21 protein-coding genes are annotated in these 25,962 nt (G+C 41.4%); all 21 read right to left on the bottom strand.

All coding sequences use genetic code 11. The features are described from left to right. Positions 1-8 precede the first annotated feature (8 nt). Positions 9-2,618, bottom strand: a complete 2,610-nt coding sequence (mutS, locus tag ACN6MY_RS10575) for a DNA mismatch repair protein MutS (RefSeq protein WP_419883892.1) — start codon at positions 2,616-2,618, stop codon at positions 9-11. 169 nt (positions 2,619-2,787) lie between these two features. Next, on the bottom strand, positions 2,788-3,321 hold the full coding sequence (locus ACN6MY_RS10570) for an outer spore coat protein CotE (protein ID WP_419883891.1): 534 nt from the start codon (positions 3,319-3,321) through the stop codon (positions 2,788-2,790). A 396-nt stretch (positions 3,322-3,717) separates the two neighbouring features. After that, on the bottom strand, positions 3,718-4,146 hold the full coding sequence (locus ACN6MY_RS10565) for a RicAFT regulatory complex protein RicA family protein (protein ID WP_419883890.1): 429 nt from the start codon (positions 4,144-4,146) through the stop codon (positions 3,718-3,720). Further along, complete coding sequence (miaB, locus tag ACN6MY_RS10560) at positions 4,146-5,687, bottom strand: tRNA (N6-isopentenyl adenosine(37)-C2)-methylthiotransferase MiaB (protein ID WP_419883889.1); 1,542 nt, start codon at positions 5,685-5,687, stop codon at positions 4,146-4,148. Before miaB ends, ACN6MY_RS10565 begins: the two co-directional genes overlap by 1 nt. A 209-nt stretch (positions 5,688-5,896) precedes the next feature. Next, positions 5,897-7,075 carry a glycine C-acetyltransferase gene (locus ACN6MY_RS10555; RefSeq protein WP_419883888.1) on the bottom strand — a complete coding sequence of 393 codons (1,179 nt, stop codon included), beginning with the start codon at positions 7,073-7,075 and terminating at the stop codon, positions 5,897-5,899. A gap of 54 nt (positions 7,076-7,129) precedes the next feature. After that, positions 7,130-8,170, bottom strand: coding sequence for an L-threonine 3-dehydrogenase (gene tdh, locus ACN6MY_RS10550; protein WP_419883887.1), 1,041 nt, complete (start codon positions 8,168-8,170; stop codon positions 7,130-7,132). A gap of 736 nt (positions 8,171-8,906) precedes the next feature. Beyond that, a complete protein-coding gene (locus tag ACN6MY_RS10545; protein ID WP_419883886.1) occupies positions 8,907-9,773 on the bottom strand; it encodes a 2-oxoacid:ferredoxin oxidoreductase subunit beta in 867 nt (288 codons plus the stop codon). Between the two features lies 1 nt (position 9,774). After that, positions 9,775-11,478 (bottom strand): 2-oxoacid:acceptor oxidoreductase subunit alpha, encoded by a 1,704-nt coding sequence (locus tag ACN6MY_RS10540; protein ID WP_419883885.1) that lies wholly within the window; start codon positions 11,476-11,478, stop codon positions 9,775-9,777. Between the two features lie 242 nt (positions 11,479-11,720). Next, positions 11,721-12,677 (bottom strand): dipeptidase, encoded by a 957-nt coding sequence (locus ACN6MY_RS10535; protein ID WP_419883884.1) that lies wholly within the window; start codon positions 12,675-12,677, stop codon positions 11,721-11,723. Between the two features lie 51 nt (positions 12,678-12,728). After that, positions 12,729-12,989 (bottom strand): stage V sporulation protein SpoVS, encoded by a 261-nt coding sequence (gene spoVS, locus ACN6MY_RS10530; RefSeq protein ID WP_029281188.1) that lies wholly within the window; start codon positions 12,987-12,989, stop codon positions 12,729-12,731. 221 nt (positions 12,990-13,210) lie between these two features. Then, positions 13,211-14,008 (bottom strand): TIGR00282 family metallophosphoesterase, encoded by a 798-nt coding sequence (locus ACN6MY_RS10525; protein ID WP_419883883.1) that lies wholly within the window; start codon positions 14,006-14,008, stop codon positions 13,211-13,213. Between the two features lie 147 nt (positions 14,009-14,155). Continuing rightward, the gene (rny, locus tag ACN6MY_RS10520; RefSeq protein ID WP_071350694.1) at positions 14,156-15,715 is read right to left on the bottom strand and encodes a ribonuclease Y; all 1,560 of its coding nucleotides are present in this window, start codon (positions 15,713-15,715) and stop codon (positions 14,156-14,158) included. Between the two features lie 413 nt (positions 15,716-16,128). Continuing rightward, positions 16,129-17,172 (bottom strand): recombinase RecA, encoded by a 1,044-nt coding sequence (gene recA, locus ACN6MY_RS10515; RefSeq protein WP_419883882.1) that lies wholly within the window; start codon positions 17,170-17,172, stop codon positions 16,129-16,131. Positions 17,173-17,587: 415 nt separating this feature from the next. Further along, positions 17,588-18,832, bottom strand: coding sequence for a competence/damage-inducible protein A (locus tag ACN6MY_RS10510; protein WP_419883881.1), 1,245 nt, complete (start codon positions 18,830-18,832; stop codon positions 17,588-17,590). Between the two features lie 170 nt (positions 18,833-19,002). Further along, complete coding sequence (gene pgsA, locus ACN6MY_RS10505) at positions 19,003-19,533, bottom strand: CDP-diacylglycerol--glycerol-3-phosphate 3-phosphatidyltransferase (protein ID WP_419884136.1); 531 nt, start codon at positions 19,531-19,533, stop codon at positions 19,003-19,005. A 226-nt stretch (positions 19,534-19,759) separates the two neighbouring features. Further along, positions 19,760-20,659, bottom strand: coding sequence for a helix-turn-helix domain-containing protein (locus ACN6MY_RS10500; RefSeq protein ID WP_419883880.1), 900 nt, complete (start codon positions 20,657-20,659; stop codon positions 19,760-19,762). 8 nt (positions 20,660-20,667) lie between these two features. Continuing rightward, positions 20,668-21,459: a DUF3388 domain-containing protein gene (locus ACN6MY_RS10495; protein WP_419883879.1), complete on the bottom strand. Its 792-nt coding sequence runs from the start codon at positions 21,457-21,459 to the stop codon at positions 20,668-20,670. Between the two features lie 396 nt (positions 21,460-21,855). After that, complete coding sequence (locus ACN6MY_RS10490) at positions 21,856-22,116, bottom strand: DUF3243 domain-containing protein (protein ID WP_419883878.1); 261 nt, start codon at positions 22,114-22,116, stop codon at positions 21,856-21,858. Between the two features lie 81 nt (positions 22,117-22,197). Then, complete coding sequence (ymfI, locus tag ACN6MY_RS10485; RefSeq protein ID WP_419883877.1) at positions 22,198-22,923, bottom strand: elongation factor P 5-aminopentanone reductase; 726 nt, start codon at positions 22,921-22,923, stop codon at positions 22,198-22,200. 212 nt (positions 22,924-23,135) lie between these two features. Then, positions 23,136-24,422 carry an EF-P 5-aminopentanol modification-associated protein YfmH gene (gene yfmH / locus ACN6MY_RS10480; protein WP_419884135.1) on the bottom strand — a complete coding sequence of 429 codons (1,287 nt, stop codon included), beginning with the start codon at positions 24,420-24,422 and terminating at the stop codon, positions 23,136-23,138. Beyond that, complete coding sequence (gene yfmF / locus ACN6MY_RS10475) at positions 24,422-25,699, bottom strand: EF-P 5-aminopentanol modification-associated protein YfmF (RefSeq protein ID WP_419883876.1); 1,278 nt, start codon at positions 25,697-25,699, stop codon at positions 24,422-24,424. The genes yfmH and yfmF overlap by 1 nt, the downstream gene beginning before the upstream one ends. Positions 25,700-25,962: the final 263 nt, after the last annotated feature.

The following is a 25,962-nucleotide window of genomic DNA, read 5'->3' as shown; positions in this document are numbered from 1 at the left end:
TATTCCTGTTATTTTAATTTTTTTTGGAGCCTGTACATCTCATTTAATGCTTCAAGCGGCGTCATTTCAAGAAGGTTTAGTCCTTTTAATTCTTCAAGGACGTTTTTCTCTTTGGGGGAAGCTGACTTTTTTACAGCTGCTGTTTCAGCTGTAAAAAAGGATAGCTGGGCATCACTTTCTATAGAGCTTGCTTCATGCACGGTTTCTGCCTCAGGATTATCCTTATTTTTTTCAATAAAAGATTCTTTTTCGAGCTTCTCTAAAATTTCATTTGCCCGCTGGATAAGAGAAGGTGGCAGTTCTGCCAGCTTCGCCACATGGATGCCGTAGCTTTTATCTGCAGACCCTTCTTTTATTTTATGAAGGAATACCACATGTCCGTTTTGCTCCACTGCGCTGACATGGATATTCTCAAGACGTCCGAGTTCTTTCGACAGTACCGTCAATTCATGGTAATGCGTTGAAAATAGTGTTTTTGCGCCAATTTTATCATGAATATGTTCAATGATTGCCTGTGCAAGAGCCATACCGTCATAGGTAGAGGTTCCCCGGCCTATTTCATCAAATAATATCAAACTGTTTTCTGTCGCATTGTTTATTGCGTTTTTAGCTTCAAGCATTTCGACCATGAAGGTGCTCTGCCCTGAAATTAAGTCATCTGCTGCTCCAATCCGGGTAAAGACTTTATCAAATATAGGCAATGTTGCTTCACTCGCTGAAACAAAGCAGCCAATCTGAGCCAATATGGATGTTAAAGCAATCTGCCGCATATATGTGCTCTTACCTGACATGTTAGGGCCAGTGATCAGCAATAATTCTCTTTCTGAATTCATGCGGCAATCATTCGGTACGTACTCCTGGGATTGAAGTACTTTTTCTACTACAGGATGGCGGCCGTCCTTGATCATGATGGTCCTGTCCTGTGAAAAATCCGGCTTTACGTAGTGCCTTTCTTCGCTAATGGTTGCAAAGCATTGCAGAACATCAAGTTCACTTACCTTTTTAGCTATTGCCTGCAGCCGCGGAATGTGTGATTTGATTTCTTCCCTGATTTGAAGAAATAAGTCATATTCAAGGCCCGTGCTTTTTTCTTCCGCCTGCAGAATCAGCGCTTCCTTCTCTTTAAGCTCTGGTGTGATGAAACGCTCTGCGTTTGTCAGTGTCTGTTTGCGTTCATATCTTCCTTCTTCAAGCAGGTGCAAGTTAGCTCTTGTCACTTCTATATAATAGCCAAAAACACGATTATATCCAATTTTAAGAGACCTGATCCCTGTCCTTTCACGCTCTTCCCGTTCAAGGCTTGCAATCCAGGTTTTCCCGTTGCGGCTGGCATCCCGGTATTCATCAAGCTCCCCGTGATATCCGTCTTGTATAATGTTTCCTTCCTTTACAGAAAGAGGCGGATTTTCCGCAAGAGACTTTTGAAGCAAACTTGTGACATCTTCACATGGATCAAGCTTTTCAGAAAGAAGCTTCATATCCACGTTCTTCAGGGAAGATAGAATTTCCTTCAAGGCAGGAAGCTGCATTAAAGAGCGTTTCAGCTGTATTAAGTCCCTGGCATTAACATTTCCAAAAGCTACCCGTCCGGCAAGGCGTTCTAAATCATAAACTTCCTTAAGCCGTTCGCGGATATCCTGGCGTTCAAAATAATTATTTTTCAAAGTTTCTACGAGTGACTGCCGTTTCTCGATTTGACTTTTATTAATGAGCGGCCTGTCGATCCATTGTTTAAGAAGCCTGCCGCCCATTGAAGTTTTCGTTTCATCGAGCAGCCACAATAACGATCCTTTCTTCCCTTTTGAACGGATTGTTTCAGTAAGCTCCAGGTTCCGTTTTGAATAATAATCGATTTTCATATAATGATTGCTTTCATAGCTCAATACCGGCTGCAGGTGATCCAGCGCTCGTTTTTGCGTGCGAAACAGATAATGAAACAGGCGGGAAACAGCCAAACGGTGTCTTGTGTCTTCAAGTCTTCCAATCAAATGCTGAAATTGCATGCTTTCTGCTGTTTCATCTTCATACGAAAGAGCGGGAATTCCTCTTTCCTGCCATTTTTTTTGCCAGTCAGGATTAAAACCGTTTGCCACCACAACTTCTTTAGCGCCTAATATGGCAAGCTCATTAAAAACATCTTCAAAAGTGCCGCTGATGATTGTTGCCCTGCTTTCTCCTGTGGACAAATCGTTATAGGCAAAACCAAATGTCCCGTCTTCAAAGTCAGAAACAGCAGCGATATAATTATTTTCCTTCTCATCCAGGCCTTTTCCATCCATTTTTGTTCCCGGAGTAATGAGCTGAACAACTTCGCGCCTGACCATCCCCTTGGTTTTCTTGGGGTCTTCTACCTGTTCGCAAATGGCAACTTTATAGCCTTTTTCTATTAATATATCTATATAGCCAGCAGCCGCATGATAAGGAATACCGCACATCGGAATTCTTTCTTCTGTGCCTCCTTCACGGCTGGTTAAGGTGATTTCAAGTTCCTGTGATGCTGATAGGGCGTCTTCAAAGAACATTTCATAAAAATCACCCAGACGGAAAAATAAAAAGGCATCCTGATAATCTGCCTTGATTTTTAAATATTGCTGAATCATGGGAGTATATCCTGTCATATTGCCAAAACCTTCCTAACCAAAAATTAAAGATTCTTCTCGCATTCATTATATCATATCCCCCTTTTCCGGCATTACTTTTGAAAAAGGTTATAATATGTTCCAGTCAAAAAAAACAAACCGGATGATATAGGATAATCATCCGGCAACCTTAGATAAATCTCAGTATTTATTCATCCTCAAAATCACCCAGGAAATTTGGATCTAAATCGTCAAAATCATCTTCTAAATCACTGCCCCAGTCATCATCACAGCCATCTGGATTAACGGCGACACAAACCTTTGTTTCTCCGATGACTTCCACAAAGAATTCCCTTTCGACGTGTACAATCACTTTCTGTCCACAAGGCGAAATGCAGGCTTCTATACAATTTGGCTGTTGTACGGCTTTAGCAATGACATCTTGATCGTCATTGCAATCAGGATCGCGGTATTTCAAAGATATGACATCTTTATAATGAACCTTTTCAGTTACGACTTCTGTTTTTGTATTATCACTATAAGAATACCAAACATTTATTTCGTAGCTGCCGCTTATTTCCACTTTTTTGCCGACTTTATGTGCCTCATACTTGTGATTTATGATCCAACAACCGAGAATGCTAGAAGGATGATGAGCCGGGCAAATGATGTGCTGGGACTTAGTGAATTTGCGTCCCTTTGCCACCACCGCTTTTGTAATTATCTCTCTGTAATGTGACATGCTAGCGAACCCTCCTCATTCAGTTTCCATTCATCCTATGCAGGTTAAAAGTCTAATGTGCGAATAAGTTTTAAATAGAAACTGGTGGTTTTATATTGTTTATCTATCTCATTTTATGCTAGCCCATATGGTTATGTGTCATGATTGCGGCAAGGTCTGCAAAGGTTTAAATGATTTCCTGAGGAAGTTTTTAAAAAATAAACAAACAAGCAATGATTCTTTTTTCTATATGACTTTTTTAACTGCCTGTGGATTTCTGTCCCAGGTGCATGGATCCTTGGAAGCCCACGCCGATCCACCTGCGGGGTCTCGCCTGCGGGCATTAATCTCCAGGAGTCAAACATCTTTATACAAGAAAAACCCCCTTCACGTAAATGAAGGGGGTTTCTTGTTTTATTACATGCAGCTGCTTCCGCCTGCATTCGTGCGTGATCCTGTTTCACCGCGCAATTTATCTCCATCAGTACTTTCAATGATCAGATCAGTGACTGTATTTGAAACTTGTGAAGCCACCATTTGCAATAGATCGTTCACATCAACCTGTGATTGCTTAAATTCCTGTACAATCGGCAGCTCATCAAGTTCTTTTTCTAGTGCATCGATTTTTTCCTGCACCTGCCTGTAAGCTTGTTCTTTCCCATAATGCTGGAAATTCACTGCCTGTTTTTGCAGGCTTTTAATGCTTGCAATCATTTCGCGGACTTTTTGATTTTCATTAATTTGAGCTTCAGCACGTTTGAAAAAATCCACTTCTTCCGTTTCTGAAATCATTTGTGCAAGGTCTGCTGCTCTTTGAAGAATATCATCTTTTGAGAACTTTACCATTATTTCACCTCTGAAGCCGCTGCTTCTTCAACCATATCCCCGTTCAATGACCATGTTTTGGCTTTAGTGATTTTCACTTTAACAATTTGGCCAATCGCAGATTTAGGTCCAATAAAGTTAACGAGCTTATTTTTTGTTGTATATCCCGCTAATACTTCGGGGTTATTTTTGCTTTCGCCCTCAACAAGCACTTCAACTACCTGGCCTTCATACTCTTTCATTTTTAAGGCGGAGGTTTCATTTACAAGCGCATTTAAAAGCTGTAGACGCTCTTTCTTCACTTCCATTGGTACATTGTCCTGCATCTTGGCAGCCGGTGTGCCTTCGCGCGGCGAATAAATAAAGGTATATGCTGCGTCAAAACCCACTTCTTTATACAATGAAAGTGTTTCTTGAAATTGCTCATCCGTTTCGTTTGGATATCCAACTATGATATCGGTTGTAAGGGTAGCGTTAGGAATGGATGCTTTAATTTTTGCAGCAAGCTCTAGGTATTGCTCGCGGGTATACTTGCGGGCCATTATTTTTAGAATTTCCGTGCTGCCTGACTGGACAGGGAGGTGAATATGTTCAACAAGATTTCCGCCTTTTGCAAGTACTTCTATCAAGTGATCATCAAAATCCCTAGGATGGCTTGTTGTAAAACGCACCCTTGGTATATCGATTTTTCGGATTTCATCCATTAAATCGCCAAGACCGAATCTGATGTCCTCAAGATCCTTGCCATATGCATTTACATTTTGGCCGAGAAGGGTGATTTCTTTATATCCCTGTGCAGCAAGATGGCGGACCTCAGCGATGATTTCTTCGGGCCGCCGGCTTCTTTCCTTCCCCCGGGTATAAGGAACAATGCAATAGGTGCAGAATTTATCGCAGCCATACATGATGTTGACCCATGCTTTTGTTTTTCCTTTACGGACCTTTGGAAGGTTTTCAATAACATCGCCTTCCTTCGACCATACTTCGATGACCATTTCTTTAGACATATAAGCATCATGGAGGATATTGGGCAATCGATGGATATTATGGGTGCCAAATATCATATCAACAAATCCATGCTTTGAAAGAATCCGATTTACAACCGATTCCTCCTGTGACATGCATCCGCATACTCCCAAGAGCAAATCAGGTTTTTCGCTTTTCAGCGATTTCAAGTGGCCAAGCTCGCCAAAAACCTTATTTTCTGCATTTTCACGTATGGCACACGTGTTAAGCAGGATGACATTGGCGTCTTCCACTGTGTCTGTTGCTTCATATCCAAGGGCCATAAAGATGCCGGCCATCACTTCGGTATCATGTTCATTCATCTGGCAGCCATATGTACGTATAAAGAACTTTCTTCCTTCACCCATAGCCCTGAACTCTTCAGGAATGGCAAAGGCATCATATTTTACTTCTTCTTTTCCCCGTTTCTTTGCTTCCTTTAAGGAAGGAGGAACGTAAACCGCTTGAAAGTATTGGCTGTAATCCTTCACGGATTTTTTGTCCGCTGAATTGTCCGCCTTTACTTGCTGTGTTTCCAAACGCTGTTTTTCGTTCATGGAATATCCCTTCTTTCACTATATAAAAAATTGCATAAGATAAGTTTTTCGCTTACAACTTACCATTTTAAACTAAATAATCTCTTACAACAATATTTTATAATGTTTGCAGAGGGATGAATCCATTTTCAAACACGCCTCTCGACTGAAATTTCCAAGTAGCTTCCGCAGATGGATCAGGAAAAAGGGGACATTGCTGCCCCGCGTTTTCACTTTATGATCCCAAGCTCTTTTCCTGCTGTTTCGAATGCAGAAAGCGCTTGTTTAAGCTCTGATTCAGAGTGCTGGGCGGTAACAATCGTCCGGACACGCGCCAGCCCTTTAGCTACAGTTGGAAACGCGATTCCCTGGGCAAAAACACCGTACTGAAGCAGCAGATCTGAAAATTGATGCGACAATGCTTCATCCCCGACTATGACTGGAGTGATTGGCGTTTCGCTGTCTCCAATGTTGAATCCCAATTCCTTTAATCCGGCTTTAAAGAACCTGGTATTTTCCCATAGCCGGTCAATCAGCTGGGGTTCTTCCAAAAGAACATCAATGGCTTCTATACAAGCCATTGTGACTGCAGGAGGATGTGATGTACTGAATAAAAAAGGGCGGCCTTTGTGAATCAGGTAATCAATTAGAGTTCTGGAGCTTGCAACATACCCGCCAAGTACACCGATTGCCTTGCTTAGTGTGCCCACCTGAATATGCACCCTCCCGTCAAGGCCAAAGTGGTTAACCGTTCCGCGGCCGTTCTTGCCAAGCACACCAGAAGCATGTGCATCATCAACCATGACAAGCGCATCGTACTTTTCTGCTAATTCCACGATTTCAGGAAGTGGTGCTATGTTTCCATCCATGGAAAAAACACCATCCGTTACAATCAGCCTTTTTCTGTAATCTTTTGATTCCCTGAGGGCTGATTCAAGGGATTTCATATCCACATGTTTATATACTTTGCGCCCTGATTTAGTCAGGCGGATTCCATCAATGATGGATGCATGATTTAACTCATCCGATATCACGACATCTTCAGGCGTTAATATCGCTGAGAGAACGCCCTGATTTGTGGTGAACCCTGACTGAAAAACAAGGCTTGCCTCTGTATGCTTGAATTTCGCTAATTTTTCTTCAAGTTCCTCGTGCATTGAGAAAGTGCCTGCAATCGTCCGGACAGATCCTGTGCCTGCGCCGAACTCTTCAACAGCTTTCAAGGCAGCCTTTTTAAGGCGCGGATGATTGGTAAGGCCAAGATAGTTGTTTGAGGACAATTGGATAACCTCTTTTCCATTGACCACAACTTTTGAACCCTGATCAGATTCAATCGGAACAAGCTTCCTGAAAGTTCCCTCTTTTTTCATTGCATCCAGTTCATTCTGTAAGTATTCAAAGCCCTTCATAATAATCCTCCTTTTAAATCTTCATTTTTTACACGCAGGTAAAAATCAATATGCTTATGGTGTCAGCACTACTTTCCCGCATTCGCCCTTTATCATTAATTCAAAGCCCTTTTCAAACTCTTCCAGCGGGAGGTGATGGGTAATTACAGGCGTCACATCTACTTGGCCTGACGCAAGAAGGCCGGAAACCTGCTGCCATGTCTGAAACATTTTTCTGCCGGTAATTCCCTGTACAGTAAGGCCCTTGAATACTATGTCATCTGTTATGTTAATTTCTACTGGCTTGACAGGCAAACTTAAAATGGATACCCTGCCGCCATTTGTCGCCATCTTAAGGCCTTGATTGATGGCTGCAGGATGCCCGCTCATCTCACAAACCACATCCACTCCGTTACCATCAGTAAGATTATATGCCTGTTCAAGCGGGTCTTCCTGTCCTGAGTTAACTGTATAATCGGCACCCATATCTCTAGCAAGCTTAAGACGGTAATCGTTTAGATCAAAAGCAATAACCTTAGCCGCACCCGCGGCCTTCGCAACACCCGCAGCCATGATGCCTATGGGTCCGCACCCGATGACTGCAACAGTTTTACCGGTTACTTCGCCAGCGAGGACTGTGTGTACTGCATTTCCCATCGGCTCCTGAATAGAGGCAACATCCAATGGCATCTCCGCAGGATTTTTCCATAAGTTACCCGCAGGAAGAGCCACATACTCTGCAAAACACCCTTGTGTATCCACACCGATTATTTTGGTATTTTTACAGATATGCCCTTGGCCGGTCAAACATTGTGGACAAGTCCCGCAGACAATATGTGTTTCTGCTGACACATAATCCCCTATTTTCACACTTGTTACCTTGTCTCCAATCTCCACTACTTCTCCAGAAAATTCATGGCCAAAAACATAGGGAGGATTTACCCTGCCCTGTGACCATGCATCCCATGAATAGATATGTACATCTGTACCGCAAATAGACGTTGCTTTTACTTTGATTAGTACTTCAGTTTCATTTATGGCAGGTATATCGACTATTCTGAGCTCTGCTCCAAATCCTCTGCGATGTTTTACAAGCGCTTTCATTTTTCCGTTCAATATGTACACTCTCCCCTTAAAGCACATGTTATTTTCTAAGTATAATAGTATTTTAGCATTAAAGAAAAATAGTTGTAAATACCACTGTCCTTCTTGAGTGGACATGTGGCTTTAAGCGGGACATTTTTTTAATAATTGGCACCATTTAAAATTTATGATGACATTTGCATCATGGTGATAATATCTCAAGTAATTCATTTTTAAGGCTCTTTTCTTAAAGATTGCAGTTTTTTAACAAGTTCTGTGAGGCGAACCCACTGTTAAATCGGGTTGATTGGAGCGTAAGGTGCGAAAATCCTGCAGGATTAGGAACAGCTAAGGAGCTCAGCCCGCCCACAGAAAGCGAGCATCCTGGAGAGAAAACAGCCCTTTTAAAAAAGCAAATTGATCATCCATCAATGCTGCCTGTTTTTTAGGATGACAGTTTCCCGCACCGCTTGTCCTTTTTTGCGTAAGATAGTATGAACATATTTCTCATGGGGAGGAGACAAGCATGACAGGAAATCTGCAAATACAAACAACACAGGCAGCCAAGGCAGATGCTATCATTTCAATAATGATAATGTGAGCAACAGCTCAGATAGCCGCAGAACTAACAGGAATGACTTTTGGACTAATTTAATGATGTGCCCGGTGCCATCGTAATAAACACCGTCATCACTGATGGCTGTTTGCAGGATAGCGGTATTATGGCAAAAGGGTTATTTTCACAATGTGAAAATAACCCTTTATTTCTCTACATAAATTCAGAAGCAAGTTTATCAAAAATTTCCTGGCTTACTGTCAGGCTGGATGCAGAAAGCGGCTTTTCTCCATAACCCGGTATCATTTCCTGATAAGACGGGCGCTCTTTATTCTGGTAAATCAGCCCGGTAATCAGGCCGTCCTTTTCCATGATTGTTTTCATGGCCATTTCCCTGTCTGATGGGTCATACCCTTCAATTGTTCCAAGTTTGGTAATATTCTCTTTAAACCAGTCATAGGTGTTAATTTTATTATATGTCACACAAGGGCTGAAGACATTAATGAAAGAAAAGCCTTTGTGCTTTATCCCTTCTTCAATCAGGGCTGTCAGATCCTTTAAATCTGTTGAAAAACTTTGGGCTGCAAAAGTTGCACCGGCTGAAAGCGCAAGCTCCATAGGAGAAATCGCCTGCTCTATGGATCCCTGCGGAGTTGATTTTGTTTTAAACCCGGCTGATGACCGCGGGGATGTTTGTCCTTTGGTTAATCCATATATCTGGTTGTCCATTACAATATACGTGATGTCTATATTCCGGCGGATGGCATGGACAGTGTGCCCCATCCCTATTGCGAAACCATCGCCGTCTCCTCCCGATGCGATGACCGTCAGATCCCGGTTGGCCATTTTCACTCCCTGCGCGATAGGAAGGGACCGGCCATGAATTCCATGAAAACCATAAGATTTTATATATCCAGATATACGGCCGGAGCAGCCGATTCCTGATACAATTGCCAGCTTTTCAGGTTCCAGGCCTGCATTTGCTGCTGCCCGCTGTATGGCTGCCTGGACGGAAAAATCGCCGCATCCCGGGCACCAGTTAGGTTTTACATTATTGCGAAACTCCTTAAAAGTAGCCATATCATAACAGCTCCTTGCATTGTGAATGAATTTCATGCGGCAGGAATGGATTGCCGTCATATTTCAGGATATTTCTGATTTTTTCTATGTGGCCGGCATTCATTTTTATTAGATTGGAGAGCTGTCCTGTAGCATTATTTTCAATCACTGCAATCCTGTCAGAGGTTTGCATAAGGGGCAAAAGCTCATCAGCAGGAAACGGGTGTATTAAACGTATATGAGCATGATTTGCTTTAATGCCGTCAGCTTCCAGTCTTTCCATTGCCTCTTCAATGGCTCCTCTTGTAGAATTGAAACCTACAAGAAGGATGTCTGCCTTTTTATGCTTGGCATTTTTCACTACCGGCTCAGAAATGGAAAGATTTTTTATTTTCTTCATTCTTTTTTCCATTTGCAGCTTGCGATTGGCTGCCGACTCAGACGGTTTTCCAGTTTCATCATGCTCTACCCCTGTTATATGGTGAATTCCATTCTTTGTCCCAGGAAGAACACGAGGTGATATGCCATCGGCCGTCAGCTCAAAGCGTTTGAAATATTCATTTGTCCCCAAGTCAGGGAGATCTTCTGCCAAAAGCTTGCCCCTCCGGATTTCTACCTTGCTGCTGTCAAGGGGCTGTACCGTTTGTTTACCGAGAGATAGCTGCAAATCTGAAAGCACTATAACTGGACATTGATATTCCTCCGCAAGGTTCATTGCTTCTGCTGTATCATAAAATGCTTCTTCTACAGTACTTGGCGCAATAACAATCTTCGGAATTTCCCCGTGCGTGCCATATATCATTGCCATCAAGTCAGATTGCTCCTGCTTTGTGGGCAATCCTGTCGATGGACCTCCCCTTTGGGTATCTACTATAACCAGCGGGGTTTCTGTCATGCCTGATAGTCCAATGGCTTCCATTTTTAATGAAAGTCCAGGACCGGCTGAAGCCGTAATTGAGCGGACACCTCCATAGCCAGCACCAATTGCCATCGTGGCAGCAGCAATTTCATCTTCAGTCTGGATTACGGTTCCTCCAAATGCCGGAAGTTTTTTAATTAAATATTCCATAATTTCTGACGCTGGCGTAATGGGATAAGCAGCCATAAACCGGCACCCGCCTGCAAGTGCGCCAAGAGCAATGGCATCGTTTCCAATCATGAACAGGCGTTTTTGCCCATCCGCTTTTTGAAGCACCATGGATACTGGTTTCCCTGCAATCAATCTCTTCATAGATTCATAGCCTGATTGAATGGCATCCATATTTTTTTGGACAATCTGTTCGCCTTTTCTTCCGAAGATCTCCTGTACCACTTCCCTGAAAACAATCGTGTCCATTTCCAAAACAGCACATGTAGCACCTATGGCCACCATATTTTTCATTAGAGAAGTTCCAAGCTCAGAAGCAATATCCGTAAATGGCACAGCAGGCGCAAATTTTGCATCAGCAATGATAATGCCGCCATCATGCAGTTCTTTATAATTCACATCAATCGTTTCCTGGTCAAAAGCTACAAGAATATCTAAATCATCTGAAACAGATCTAGTTTGCTTAGTGCTTACACGAATCTTATTGTTTGTATGGCCACCTTTTATCCGGGAAGAAAAATGGCGGTACCCATACAAATAATAGCCCAAGCGATTCAGGGCAATACAGAATATTTCTCCAGTGCTTTCTATGCCTTCGCCTTGCTGTCCTCCAACTTTCCAGGAAAGCTGATTGATCATGCGCTACACCCCTTAGAATAGTAATCTGCTCAACTAGCACCCCACATTAAAAACAGCATTATTATGTATAAAAATACCGTTCTTTCTTTATAGAGAAAGGTGTACTAAATGCTTCCATTCTAGCGTTTAACATAAAAAAATGCAACTCGGACATATGGAAAAAATTAGATATTATAGAATAGAAAATGAATGAATATTACATGTTTCTGCATTATTTTTCAAAAAAGAATCGAATGCCTGGTTTATTTGTAGAAATTTTCCGAAAAATTACTCCAAATAATTTTTTCTGCAAGGGCAGCTGGGTAAAACTTGCCCAGTTCATTGATCAGCCTGCTGTAATCCCTATAAGAAGCCAAATAAGCGACAGTGCAGTCTATGCCATCAAAGTCAGAGCCAAGGCCAATATTGTTTTCCCCGCCAAGACTGCAAATATAGTCTATATGATTCAATATATCTTTTATAGCGGCTTCTGTACCTGCCGTCAAAAACTGAGGAACAAAAGTAATTCCAATCATGCTGTTTCTTTTAATCATGGCTTTGATCTGCTCATCTCTTAAATTCCTCGGGTGAGGGCATAGGCGATATACATTGGAATGAGAAGCAATTACGTGATCTGCCACATCAATTACATCCCAAAATGCATGCTCAGATAAATGCGAAACGTCACAGGTTATCGAGTTTTCATTCAAAACGCGCACTGCTTGCTTTCCAAAATCTGATAAACCTGCCCCTCTTTCTTCCATGGCTCCATCTGCAAGAAGATTGGAAAAGTTCCATGTCAATCCAACTGATGAAACCCCAAGTCTCAGGAGTGTCTGAAGCTTCAATACATCATTGCCGACACAGTCGCAGCCTTCCAGGGTCAAAATTGCTCCTATTTGCCCTTCTCTTAAAAGATCGATATCATGTTTGGATTGTACGAAAATGATATCTTTCTTTGACAAAATACGTTCATGGAATAATTGAACCTGTGATAAAGCAGCCATAAACTTCATATCCGGATGGACGTTTTCTGGTATATAAATAGCAAAGCATTGAACTTTACCTGCATCCTTTAAAGCCCCATATGATAATTGAAGCAATTCGCTATCAAAAGAAAGTGACGGATTGTTAAACATCTTCATAAGCACATCACAATGTGCATCAAATATATTCACGAATAAACCCCTTTTGGCTCCTATAATATATAATGATATCATAAAAAACAACCTGCTTGCACAGGCTGCAAACAGGCTTATTAAAGAATCATATTATCTCGGTTCAATAATCAATTTAATAGCCGTCCGTTCTTCTCCATCAATCAAAATATCTGTAAAGGCAGGAATACAAATCAAGTCTACTCCACTAGGTGCGACAAACCCTCTTGCGATCGCTACTGCCTTGACGGCTTGATTTAACGCACCAGCTCCAATGGCCTGGATTTCTGCCGCTCCTCTTTCTCTAAGAACACCAGCAAGTGCGCCTGCTACAGAATTAGGATTAGATTTTGCTGAAACCTTTAATATTTCCATTCCTAGTCCTCCTTGTTTTCCCACCTTTTTCACGCTTGTTCAAAAGGTATAACTCTTTTCATTGATACTATATTCATCATTTAAAAACAGTATGACACGTCACAGAAAATAACTTGTCACACTATCATGGAAAGAGCCTGGAAAAGCGGCGGCGCCAAATGGGCCAAACTTGAAGATAGGTTCATTGGCTCCTATGCACAACGGGAAAAAAGGAAGGAAGCTTAATGATAAAATGGATGATCCTCATTAATTAAAATCGTATCTATTTTTCTGGATTTACCGGTTTTTTCATCTATGTCAATTAACACCGCACTTAGTACCGTTCTCCCGGTTTTCGGTACTTCGAAGCGGACTGGAAGACTTGTTAAAAACCTGTGGATGACAGCTTCTTTTTCCATTCCCAAAATACCGTCATATGGTCCGGTCATTCCTGCATCTGACAAATAAGCTGTCCCGCCTGGAAGAATCCGCTGATCAGCTGTCTGCACATGCGTATGAGTGCCAATCACAGCTGAAACTTGTCCATCCAAAAACCAGCCCATTGCCTGTTTTTCGCTTGTAGCTTCTCCGTGAAAGTCTACAAAAATGATAGGCGTCCTTTTTCTCGCCTCAGCAGCAAGTTCTTCCGCTTTACGAAACGGACAATCCAACGCCGGCATAAACGTCCTGGCTTGGAGATTAATAATGGCAATTTCATACTGATTAAGTTTAAGAAACTTTAATCCTTCACCTGGCGTTTCCTCAGGAAAATTGGCTGGCCTGACAAGGTATTTGGCATCATCAATAAACTCAAATATTTCACGGTTATCCCATGCATGATTTCCTAATGTCACTGCCTGTGCACCCCATCCGAGGAATTCACGATATATTTTTTCAGTAATGCCGCGTCCTCCAGCAGCATTTTCACCATTCACAATAGTGATATGCGGCTTGAATTTTTCCTTCATTTTCGGCAGGTATTCCTTCAGCATATCTCTGCCTGGAGAGCCCACGACATCACCAACAAAAAGCAATTTCATATTTAGTAGTCCCTTTCTCTTTTACATGTAAGTTTTTGCTGTACATCTCTCTCATTGTATCATAATATCCGCCAGCCTTTCAGGGAACGTGGCAATTGATATATACCGCAGAAAAAAAATAAACAAAGCGGAGAATCTCCGCTTTGTTTATTTTGCGTATTCCACAGCCCTGGTTTCCCTGATGACTGTGACTTTAATATGTCCCGGATAATCCAATTCCTCTTCAATCCGTTTCCGGATATCCCTTGCAAGACGATGCGCTTCTAAATCATCGATTTGTTCAGGTTTGACCATAATCCTTACCTCACGGCCAGCTTGGATAGCGAATGACTTCTCGACTCCATCATAGGATTCAGAGATTTCCTCCAGCTTTTCAAGTCTGCGGATGTAATTTTCCAGTGTTTCACTGCGTGCTCCAGGCCTTGCGGCAGAAAGAGCGTCAGCGGCAGCTACTAGAACGGCTATGACTGAGGTTGGCTCAGTATCGCCATGATGGGAAGCAATGCTGTTAATCACTACTGGGTGTTCTTTATACTTAGTAGCAAGTTCAACGCCAATTTCCACGTGGCTTCCTTCCACTTCATGGTCAATTGCCTTTCCGATATCATGCAGCAAACCTGCGCGGCGGGCAAGGGTTTCATCTTCACCCAGCTCGGCAGCTAATAAACCTGACAATTGGGCAACCTCAATAGAATGCTTCAGAACGTTTTGTCCATAGCTTGTACGGAATTTCAATCGTCCTAGAATTTTAATGAGATCCGGATGGAGCCCGTGAACACCAACTTCAAAAGTGGTTTGTTCACCAATTTCACGTATATGCTCATCCACTTCACGCCTGGACTTGTCTACCATTTCTTCAATGCGGGCAGGGTGAATGCGTCCATCCTGCACCAGTTTTTCCAGTGCCAATCGAGCAGTTTCGCGCCTGATCGGGTCGAATCCGGATAAAATAACTGCTTCAGGAGTATCATCAATAATTAAATCAATGCCTGTCAGTGTTTCTAACGTACGGATATTTCGCCCTTCGCGGCCGATAATACGGCCCTTCATTTCATCATTTGGCAAATTCACGACAGAAACGGTGGTTTCTGCTACGTGATCAGCCGCACAACGCTGAATAGCCAGAGAAAGAACTTCCTTCGCTTTTTTATCGGATTCCTCTTTGGCGCGATTTTCACTTTCTTTAATCATAAGTGCAATATCATGTGCCAGTTCATTCTCAGTACGATCAATAATAATCGACTTCGCTTCTTCGCGTGTTAAGCTCGATACACGCTCCAGCTCTGTTTGCTGCTTACGAACCATCTCGTCCACTTTGCTTTCCATCTCTTCAATATGCTGTTGTCTTTGGTTCAGAGAATCTTCTTTCTTTTCCAAAAGGTTTTCACGTTTATCTAACGTATCATCTTTACGGTCAAGGTTCTCTTCTTTTTGCAATAATCGATTTTCCTGTTTTTGCAATTCAGTCCTTCGTTCCCGAACTTCACGTTCAGAATCAGAACGAAGCTTGTGAATTTCGTCTTTTGCTTCCAATAAGGCTTCCTTTTTCAAGGCGTCCGCTTCACGTTTAGCATCCTCAAGGATTTGTTCTGCAGAGCCTCTAGCCCCTGCTATTTTGTTTTCAGACTTTGTTTTATGCACAAAATAGCCAACAACTGCACCGACGAATAGGCCAAGCAAAATGGAGATGATTGTTATGGGTTCCATCGTTTCACCTCCCTTGCTATGAACTTTTTTTTACATCATTAATTTGAACTGTCAGCAAGTACATTGTACATAACTTCAATACACAGCACTTGGCTTTTTAAAGTATCAGTTTGAAAAAATGTAAAATATACATGTTAATTGTATAGTTGAGAAATTTTATTGTCAAGGGGTTGACCTTACTGTTTATGAATATTCAGAAGGATGAAACATTTTCTCTGCATGATCTCTGTCTTAACAGGCAACCATGCTGTATATTTACAAATGTCAAAGCATCACTTGCAAGCAGGCAAATGCTCCGTTATGCCAGAAAACCCAAATTGGCAGCCTCCTTCTGTCCCAGGCTTTAACCCTCATTCCTGTATATCTAAAAGTATAAAAAAAGAGGCCAAGCATTATGCTTAGCCCCCCTATTTTCAATCTTCCAATTCTAATCCGTTTTGGTCATCTTCTTCTGCTTCAGTAAAATGTTCTCCATCGAGGCTATAATGATCCCTGATTTTCTTAACAACTTCCTGCTGAAGGGGCTTGTTTTCTTTCAAGAACAATTTTGCATTCTCTCGTCCTTGGCCAAGACGCTCATCATTGTATGAATACCATGATCCGCTTTTTTGTACAATATCAAGATCAGAGCCCATATCAATGATTTCACCTTCACGGGAAATACCTTCACCATACATAATATCAACTTCTGCCTGGCGGAATGGAGGGGCAACCTTATTCTTTACAACTTTTATTTTTGTCTTATTTCCCACTACATCATTGCCCTGTTTTAGCTGTTCAGCACGTCTTACTTCAAGACGGACTGTGGAATAGAATTTTAGAGCACGTCCCCCCGGAGTCGTTTCGGGATTTCCGAACATCACACCGATTTTTTCACGGATCTGGTTTATGAAAATAGCAATCGTATTGGATTTGTTTATCGCACCAGAAAGCTTTCTTAGACCCTGGGACATCAATCTTGCCTGGAGACCCACATGGGAGTCTCCCATTTCTCCTTCAATCTCTGCTTTAGGAACTAGGGCTGCAACAGAGTCAATAACAATGATATCCACAGCGCCGCTTCGCACTAGTGCTTCTGCAATTTCCAATGCCTGCTCGCCGGTATCCGGCTGGGAAAGCAGCAGCTCATCTATATTAACGCCTAATTTTTGGGAATACGCCGGGTCTAAAGCATGTTCAGCATCAATGAACGCTGCCTGTCCCCCATTTGCCTGTACTTCTGCAATAGCATGCAGTGCAACTGTTGTTTTACCTGAACTTTCCGGGCCATAGATTTCAATTACTCGGCCGCGGGGATAACCGCCAACTCCGAGCGCTACATCCAGTGCAAGCGAGCCGCTGGATATAGTGGATATTCTCCGGTCTGACTGTTCTCCTAATTTCATGATTGAACCTTTGCCGAATTGTTTTTCAATTTGTTTTAAAGCCATTTCTAATGCCGCTTGACGATCTCCCACTAAAGTTCCTCCTCTATAATCTATCAGCCGGATATCCAGCCAAAATTCATTCTATTTAAATGTAAGCATTTCCTGATGTATTTGTTGTTCTTCCGCCTGCTAATCAGGCACCGTCTTTTGTTTCCGGGGCAGTGTTATCAGTGATGCTGCTATCTTGAATCAAGCTTTTGAACAATTGCAGCTCATCTCATAACCTATCTCTACTATATACTTTTTTCTTTCATTTGCCAAGCAAAAAAACGAACATTCATTCGTTTTTTTTATCTCTAAGAATAAAAGCAAAATAACGTTTTGGCCTGGGGAACATTTGATTTCCAAAACATAAATGAAAGAAAAATATCCTTTTTCCTCAAAATCTGTTTATTCGATTGCCCCCCTTTATGAACACCAAAGATAGCCGGCAAAAACACATTGCTCAGATAAGATCTTTTAAACGGCGAATCAGAAAGCGGCATCCATATTTCACGCTTCTCATCCGGATCTGAGCCCGGCTGCCTGAAAGATTCAACCGTTCAATAATTGGTTTCTTATCACCAATTGAAATTCCTATAAAAACCGTACCAACAGGCTTTCCTTCTTGTTCGTCAGGCCCAGCCACACCAGTAAAGCTGATGCCCACGTCCGCATCCATCATCGTCCTGATATTTACGGCCATTTCCCCGGCGCATTCCATGCTGACAACTCCATGTGAAGAAATGGTTTCTGGAGTGATCTTCAGCACTTTCTCTTTCACTTCTGTTGAATAGGCAACCACACCGCCCTTGAAAATTTTCCCTGCTCCTGGAATGGTTGTAAGCTGTTCCTGAAACATGCCGCCAGTAAGGCTTTCAGCTGATGCAATTGTAAGTCCTCTTGCAGTCATTTCCTTAACCAGCTCTTTAATAAGCGAGGTATCTCCCTCGCCATAGTAATACTTGCCAACCCGTTCCATAATGCTCTTTTCAGCCTGCTGGATTAGCTCAGCGCATTTTTCCCTGGATTCGTTTTTAGCTGTGATTCTTAATGTAACTTCTCCATCAGAGGCAAGAGGCGCAATTGTCGGATTGCCTTGTCCATCCAGTAAATCAGCAATTCTTGTCTCAAGCAGAGCTTCACCGATTCCGAAAAAGCGAAGAACCTTTGATTCAATAATTTCATGTTTATCAAGTTTGCCCATCAAGCTTTTATGGCCGTATGAAACGAACATTGGATTCATTTCTTTCGGGGGTCCGGGGAGAAGCATATATGATTTCCCATTGGAATCCAGCACCATTCCCGGCGCCATGCCGTGATCATTGGGCAAAACCTCCGAGCCTTCTAGTATGAGTGCTTGCTTTTTATTATTTTCGGTCATTTCACGCCCAGTTTTTTGAAAATAGGCTTTAATGGAAGCTAATGCCGCCTCATCATAGACAAGTTTTTTCCCTAAATGCTTTGAAATTGTTTCTTTTGTCAAATCGTCTTTTGTCGGCCCCAGCCCTCCTGTGAAAACAATTAAGTTTGCTCTTTTTTCTGCTGCTTCAATAGCCGATTTCAGCCGTCCGGCATTGTCTCCTGCAACAGTATGGTAAAAAACGTTGATTCCCATTTCTGCAAATTGCCTGGATAGAAATTGCCCATTTGTATTTGCGATTTGCCCTAAAAGCAGCTCAGATCCCACTGCAATGATTTCTGCATCCATTAAAAGAACCTCCCGATTATAATCATTCACACCATATATTTACCTAAAGTATGGCGAGGTAAACAATTACCGCTTATCTCACCGGCTTTAAAACGGCCTAAGGACCGAGAATGCCAGAAGCAGTCCTGGTTTCTCGGTCCCCTTAAAATGCCGCTTTCGTTTAAGGCAGCTTATTTGGAGTTTTTGAAAACTTCCTTGTTTTTAACAAAATAATCCAGCCCGGACCAAACAGTGAAGATCAGGGCAATCCAGAGCATAATTTCAGCAAAAGGAAATGAAATGAATTCAAAAGGGAAATTGTGCAGCAATAATGCCGCAATAGCAATGATCTGAGTCCATGTCTTTACTTTGCCAAGCATATTGGCTGCCACAACTTCTCCGGTTCCGGCAAGAATCAGGCGCAGCCCTGTAACCGCAAATTCACGGCTGATGATAATGATGACAATCCATGATAAGTGTTCTGCCAGATTAAGGTCAACCAGAATAATCAGTGCTGCAGAAACCAAAAGCTTATCAGCAAGAGGATCCAGAAATTTCCCGAAGTTAGTAACAAGATTCAGCTTTCGTGCATAATAACCGTCTATCCAGTCAGTAGCCGATGCAACGATGAATATGATTGCCCCGATCAAGTGTGTAACCGGCAGCGTAAAATCTCCAAGTGAAACAGAGCCCCAAGAGAATGGAACTAACATGATAATCATAAATACAGGTATTAAAAAAATTCTTGAGATAGTAATTTTATTAGGCAGATTCACAGTTTTACCCTCCAAATATGTGCTTACAATTAGTATGTTTTACTGTTGATAAATATTTCATGAGGAAATACAGAAAAAAAACAGCAAAAAATTGGCAATCAACCAATTTCAGCAGTTTACCTTACATGCCCCCATTAAACAATGAAGTGAAAAATAGTCACCTTAAAGATGACTATTTCGACTTATCAAACTGGATTGTGATAGTTTGAGTGACCATTTTTGAAGGAGAAATCGCATATTCCAGTTTTTCATCATTTACAGATATCTCAGTATCACTAGCATTACCAATTATAATGACTGCTTCTGCTTCATTTGAAAAATCGATATCCTTGCTTTCATTTTTCTTCAGAATGCCCTGGAAAAACAGTTTTCCAGTTCCATTTTTGACTCCTACCCAGGTTTGCCCTTTAGATGCTACCTTAAGCTTAAAGCTCTTGGCATTTTTGAGGGTATAGGTGGAATTCTTGCCGCTTATGCTGGTTTTCGTTAATGCTTGAACCGGTTTTTCGGCAGCAGGCTTCTCCGTTTTTGTGTTTTTATCTTCCTGTTTTGCGGCAGTTCCTTTTTTCTGATCATTTTTTTTCAGAGGCGAGTTTTTGTTTTCATTATAGTCCACAGATTGACTTGTCTTGTTTTCGTTTTTTTTGGTTTTTTCGTCAGAATTGTTCACATATTTAGATATTAACACCCAAATGAGGATGCATGCTCCAATAACAAAAACTGCTGCCAAAATCCTTGGAAAAAGCTCCATGAATTTTGATGTTCCAGGTGAAATGGTTTTTCTCGATTGCACTCTTGAAAGCTGCTCCGGCAATTCATCATGATGGACTGCAGGCACATCATTCTTGTATTCCTCGAAAATACCTTCTGGATCCAGCCCGACCGCTTCACAATACTGCTTAATAAATGCGCGGACATAAAACTTGCCAGGCATCATATCATAGTTTCCTTCTTCAATGCCTATCAGGTACCTTTTCTGGATTTTAGTGGCTTCCTGCAAATCATCCAGACTCATTCCTTTTGCTTCTCTTGCTTCTTTAAGCCTATTTCCTAATTCCGTCAAATAAAACACCTACCATTTTAAAAATCAAATGAACCAAAATCAGAGTCTGAAAATCGCCCATTTTGTTCAACTGCTTCATATGTAATTTCCTCTTCAGGATTATTCCTAAGTTCAATAATGTAATCAAAATCATCCAGTTTATATTCGGTATTCTGTACAAATACATCAGGATGTTCAATCACCTTTACAGCATTCAATCGCATGATTTCCCTCACAAGCTGCCAGTGCCTTTCGTTGGCTCTTCTTGTAGAAACGATGCCATCTAGGATAAATAGATTATCATTATTGTATTCATCTTCAATCAGCTGACTGCGAATGGTCTGTTTTAATAATGTCGAAGAAACAAACAGCCACCTTTTATTTGCACAGACACTCGATGCTACAATTGATTCTGTTTTTCCGACCCGGGGCATCCCTCTGATTCCTATTAGCTTATGGCCTTCTTGCTTAAACAGCTCTGCCATAAAATCTACAAGCAATCCAAGCTCATCCCTGACAAAGCGGAAAGTATTCTTTTCATCGGCATCTCTTTGGATATATCGTCCATGCCTGACTGCCAGCCTGTCACGCAGTTTGGGTTCTCTAAGCTTTATCACCTTGATTGTATCCATGGTTAAAAGAATGGACTCAAACCTCTCGATATTCCTTTGGTCTTCAGCGTATAAGAGCATCCCTCGCCTGCCTTCATCCACTCCGTTAATCGTTACAATATTTATGGACAGCATTCCAAGCAATGAAGAAATATCGCCTAATAAACCAGGGCGGTTCACTTGTATTTCGTATTCAAAATACCACTCTTTAGTCTCCATTAAACCAACTCCCAATGCCAGGATCAATCCTCTTATAGTAAACCGGGCACAAAGTGCGCTCCAGCAGTCCGGACGGGTTCCCCCTATAAAAGTATATCATTCTAGTCTAGCTTCTATAATATAGCATTTTACAGCAAGTTAAAAGGGAAAACCTTTCTAAAAAGCAATTCATTTTCAGGTTTTAGCATAAACAAGAATAAGCTGAAAAAAAACACTGTTCATTACAGGATAATATAGGGGTACATGGAAATAAAATGAATAATTTACATGAATTAATCCTTTGCTTTTAAATTTCTGATACAATGATGTTTTACGGCAAAAGGAAGTTTGGAAAATACAGCACAAAAAGAGCCGGGAGCAAGGCTGTTGCAGCACTTGTTCCCGGCTTCATTTTTCTTACTGGCCAGTTCCATTATTTTCAACTAATCTGACCATCATGGAAGCAATAGCATGTTTTTCATCTTCGTTTGCCACAGACCACAGATCTGCTAAAACACGCTCTTGTTCGTTTTTAGGGTCTACTTGCTTGGCAAGATAATCCCCGATTTCAAATGCCAATTGATTGACTGATTCTTGTTCAAGACCTTGTTTTTGTCCTTGATTTAATCTGTCGCCTAAAAAGTTTTTCCATTGATCCCAATTTTCCAGTACAGACATTTGTGATCATCCTTTCCTTCGTGTAGTACAGAGTTATTGTGTGAAGGAAAGTGATATATTATTCACCTGCTAAAAAAAAAATTATGTATACCAGCCGCCATTCACTCCAAGTATTTGTCCGGTAATGTAGGATGCTTTTTGGGAAAGCAAAAAAGAAACAGCCTCTGCCACTTCATCAGGAAGGCCAATTCTTCCCATTGGAACGCGTTCTTTTATTGACTCAAGTTCATCCAGTGAAAATGTTTCCATCATAGAAGTGGAAATTGCTCCAGGTGCCACTGCATTCACCCTTATTCCATTTAAGGATAATTCTTTGCTTAAGGCTTTCACAAAAGCATTTTGTCCTCCTTTAACCATCGAGTATAGTGCCTCGCACGAAGCACCGGTTTGTCCCCAAATGGAGGTTATCGCCACAATGGAAGCAGACTCCTGATTGAACAGCTTTGGCAGCAGTTCCCTTGTGAGCTCATAGGGACTCGTTATGTTCAGCTGGACCATTTGCCTGACCGTTTCATGGTCAGCCTCGGAAATCAGGCCATAATGGCTCATTCCGCTGTTTAAAACAACTGAGTGAAGACTGAAGATGTTTTGAGCAAGTATTTTATACCCATTCGGTTCCCCCAAGTCGGCCTGCACAGGAATTAGTTCTATATCGAGGTGGTGAAGTTCTTTAGCAAGCTGCTCTGCGCCCTGCCGATTTTTATTATAATGTAAATAAAGAGAATAGCCTTCGTGTGCAAGTTTTGTTGAAATTGCCCTGCCAATTCCTCCGCTTGCTCCTGTCACAAGAACAAATCTTTTTTCCATTTACTCTCCCCCGTCTTCTTTTATTAAATCTGTTGTTTTCCGCCCTGTATAACACTGTAGTATCCCGCATTATTGCTGCTCCCCGGGAGGCAAGTGTATTTCACCTCATTCAACAATCATCAAATTCTTCTTCCTATACCCGCCAGTAAAATAAGAATGGACTCAAGCCCTTTTATATGCTAAAAGGGCTTTTAATATTATCCAGTTATTCTTTACTTAGGCAGGACCTGGCAAACGGTTATTCTGTCTTCATCAATTAATTCAGCTGCCGTTTTTTGGATATCTTTGAAGGATATTTCTTCAAGGGCAGGAACCACATCAAACAAGTTCATATCATTAAAAGCATAGCGTGTAAATTGATTCGCTATATATTCAGGCGAATTCAAGGAACGGAGAAAAGATCCTATTTTCTTTTTAATCGTCCTGCTTAAGCTATCCTCGCTAATGCCCTTCCCTGATTTAGCGCTTAACAAAATAGTCCTGAGTTTTTCGGTCAATTGCTCAGGCTGTTCTGTGTCTCCGCCTACCAATGCGAAGCCAAAACCTTGCTCCTGGGTATAATCATAAGAAAAGCTTTGATCAATCAGCCCTTCATTATACAGCTCCTCATGCAGGGGAGAGCTTTTTCCGAAAAGCATTTCCAAAAGAAGATTGGCTGCTAATTCAGCTTTCAGCATTTCTTTTCCTGACTGATTTACATTTACCGCTTTTACACCGACCATTACCTTAGGGGTCTGGACGTTCATTCTGATGGTCTGGCTCTTTTTGTCAGCTTCAGGGGGTTCTTCCTCAAACTTCCTCTGAATATTAGGCTGATCTTTATAATCCTTGCTTAATTGATTATTTCTGATATCTTCCATAAGCTTCCCTGCGTCTACTGGTCCGACTATAAACAGCAGCATGTTGCTGGGATGATAAAATGTGCCATAGCATTCATACAGGAGTTCTTTTGTAATGTCAGCAATGGAAGCAACCGTGCCTGCAATATCAATTTTAACCGGATGGTGCTTATACATATTCTCAATGCACCCGAAATACAGGCGCCAATCAGGATTATCGTCATACATATTAATTTCCTGCCCGATGATGCCTTTTTCTTTTTCGACGGTCTTATCCGAAAAATAAGGTTCCTGTACAAAATCCACCAGTGTTTTTAGATTCTTTTCAAAATCTGATGTACTGGAAAACAGGTAAGCAGTCCTTGTGAAAGAAGTGAATGCATTTGCAGAAGCGCCCTGCTTGCTGAACTGCTGAAAAACATCTCCATCTTCTTTTTCAAAAAGCTTATGCTCAAGGAAATGGGCAATGCCATCCGGTACCTTCAAGAATTCATTTTTGCCAAGCGGCATGAAATGATTATCTACAGATCCATACTTAGTGGTAAAGGTTGCATATGACTTATTAAAACCTTTTTTAGGCAATATGTACACTTCGAGGCCATTTTCCATTTTTTCATGAAACAACTCTTCCTCGAGCTGTTCAAATGTAATCTTCTCCATCATGCCTCCACCTCTTTTCCTGTTAAGAAATATACAGTATCAAGCTCGATTTTTTTTGCAATTGAAAGAACTTCTTCCTTCGTAGTCTGTTCTGTTTTCTCCAGCCAGTCGTCCAGCGAAATATCCGTTCCTGCCACAATATTATGGTAGAGTATTTCCACAAGGCCTCTCGCAACATCAATTGTCTCAAGGAGCTGGTTTTTCACTACAGCTTTTGTCTGGGATAACTCTTCATCCGAGAAATTTCCTTCTTTCATTTCTTTCATTTGTTCATGGATGATTCTCATCGCCTGATCGTAATTTTCATTTTCAATCCCTGACATCACAATCAATAGGCCTTTGTGGCTTTCAACCCTTGATGAAGCATAATAGGCAAGGCTTGCTTTCTCCCTGACATTGATAAATAGCTTGGAATGTGAAAAACCGCCGAAAATGCCGTTAAATAGCTGAAGTGCATAATATTCAGGGTCTCCGTACAAAACATTGGTTCTGTAGCCAACATTCAGCTTTCCCTGTTTAATATCCTGTGTTTCAATCACTTCATTCGCTTCTCCAGGATGCTTCTGTACGCTTTTATTTGAAACAGAAGTCCTTTCTTCGAGCTTTATATAGGTTTTAATTAATTGCTCTGTACGATCTTCTTGTATGTCACCTATTACATAAATATCAATTTGATCATTTTTTAACGCTTGAACATAATATGTGTATAAAGAATCGGGAGTCATGCTTTCAAGATCGTCCATTTTGCCGGAAGCATCCAGGGCATAGGGTTCATTCTTGCACATTTCTTCTACAAGTCTTGTAGCTGCATAGCGCATTTTATCATCGTAAACAGAAGAAATACGCTGTTTAAGCGATCTTTTTTCATTTGTAAAAGCCTCAGAAGCAAAAGACTCTCCATCTTTTTTTGGATGAAATATCACTTCCGATAAAAGTGCAATCGCCTTCTCAAGCAGCGGTTCAGAATCACTGAGGAATTTTTCATTGGCGATTTCAATCGTAAAACTGATTATATGATTTTCCCCTTTTTTTGCAGTATCTACATAAAAACTAGCTCCGTACAATTCATCCAGATACGACCTGAAAGAAGGAGTTGTTGGATACTTATGAGAGCTGTTCTGCAGTATATAAGGCAGCAAGGCGCGCTTTGTAACCGTCTCTGCTTCAAGAGGCGCCTTCATTTTAAAAACAATGGTATTCGTTTTATATTTATCTGTTGGTACGATGTGAAGTGTGCAGCCAGGTATTTTCCTGATAAGATCTGAAGCAATTGCCATCAAATCGTCCTCCTTTTCTATATTAAAGCCATTTTGTGTTAGTGTTAGCAGTTACACTGCTTTTAAACATCTACTTCAAATATACATGGCAAAGGAAATTTCATGCAAGCTGGAAGAATTTTATTCGCTTTCAGTTTACATAATATTATTATATTTTTATCTTTCGGAAAAAAACTGTTTCCATAAACTTTATTGCTATGGAAGATGGCAGTTGAATTTCGCTCCAGGATACTCGCATCAGCCTGATTTAATAATGGAATGGG

The sequence above is a fragment of the Peribacillus sp. B-H-3 genome, from assembly GCF_048572925.1.
In the GTDB taxonomy this organism is placed as follows: domain Bacteria; phylum Bacillota; class Bacilli; order Bacillales; family DSM-1321; genus Peribacillus.
This window is presented reverse-complemented; position numbering and strand designations above follow the sequence as displayed.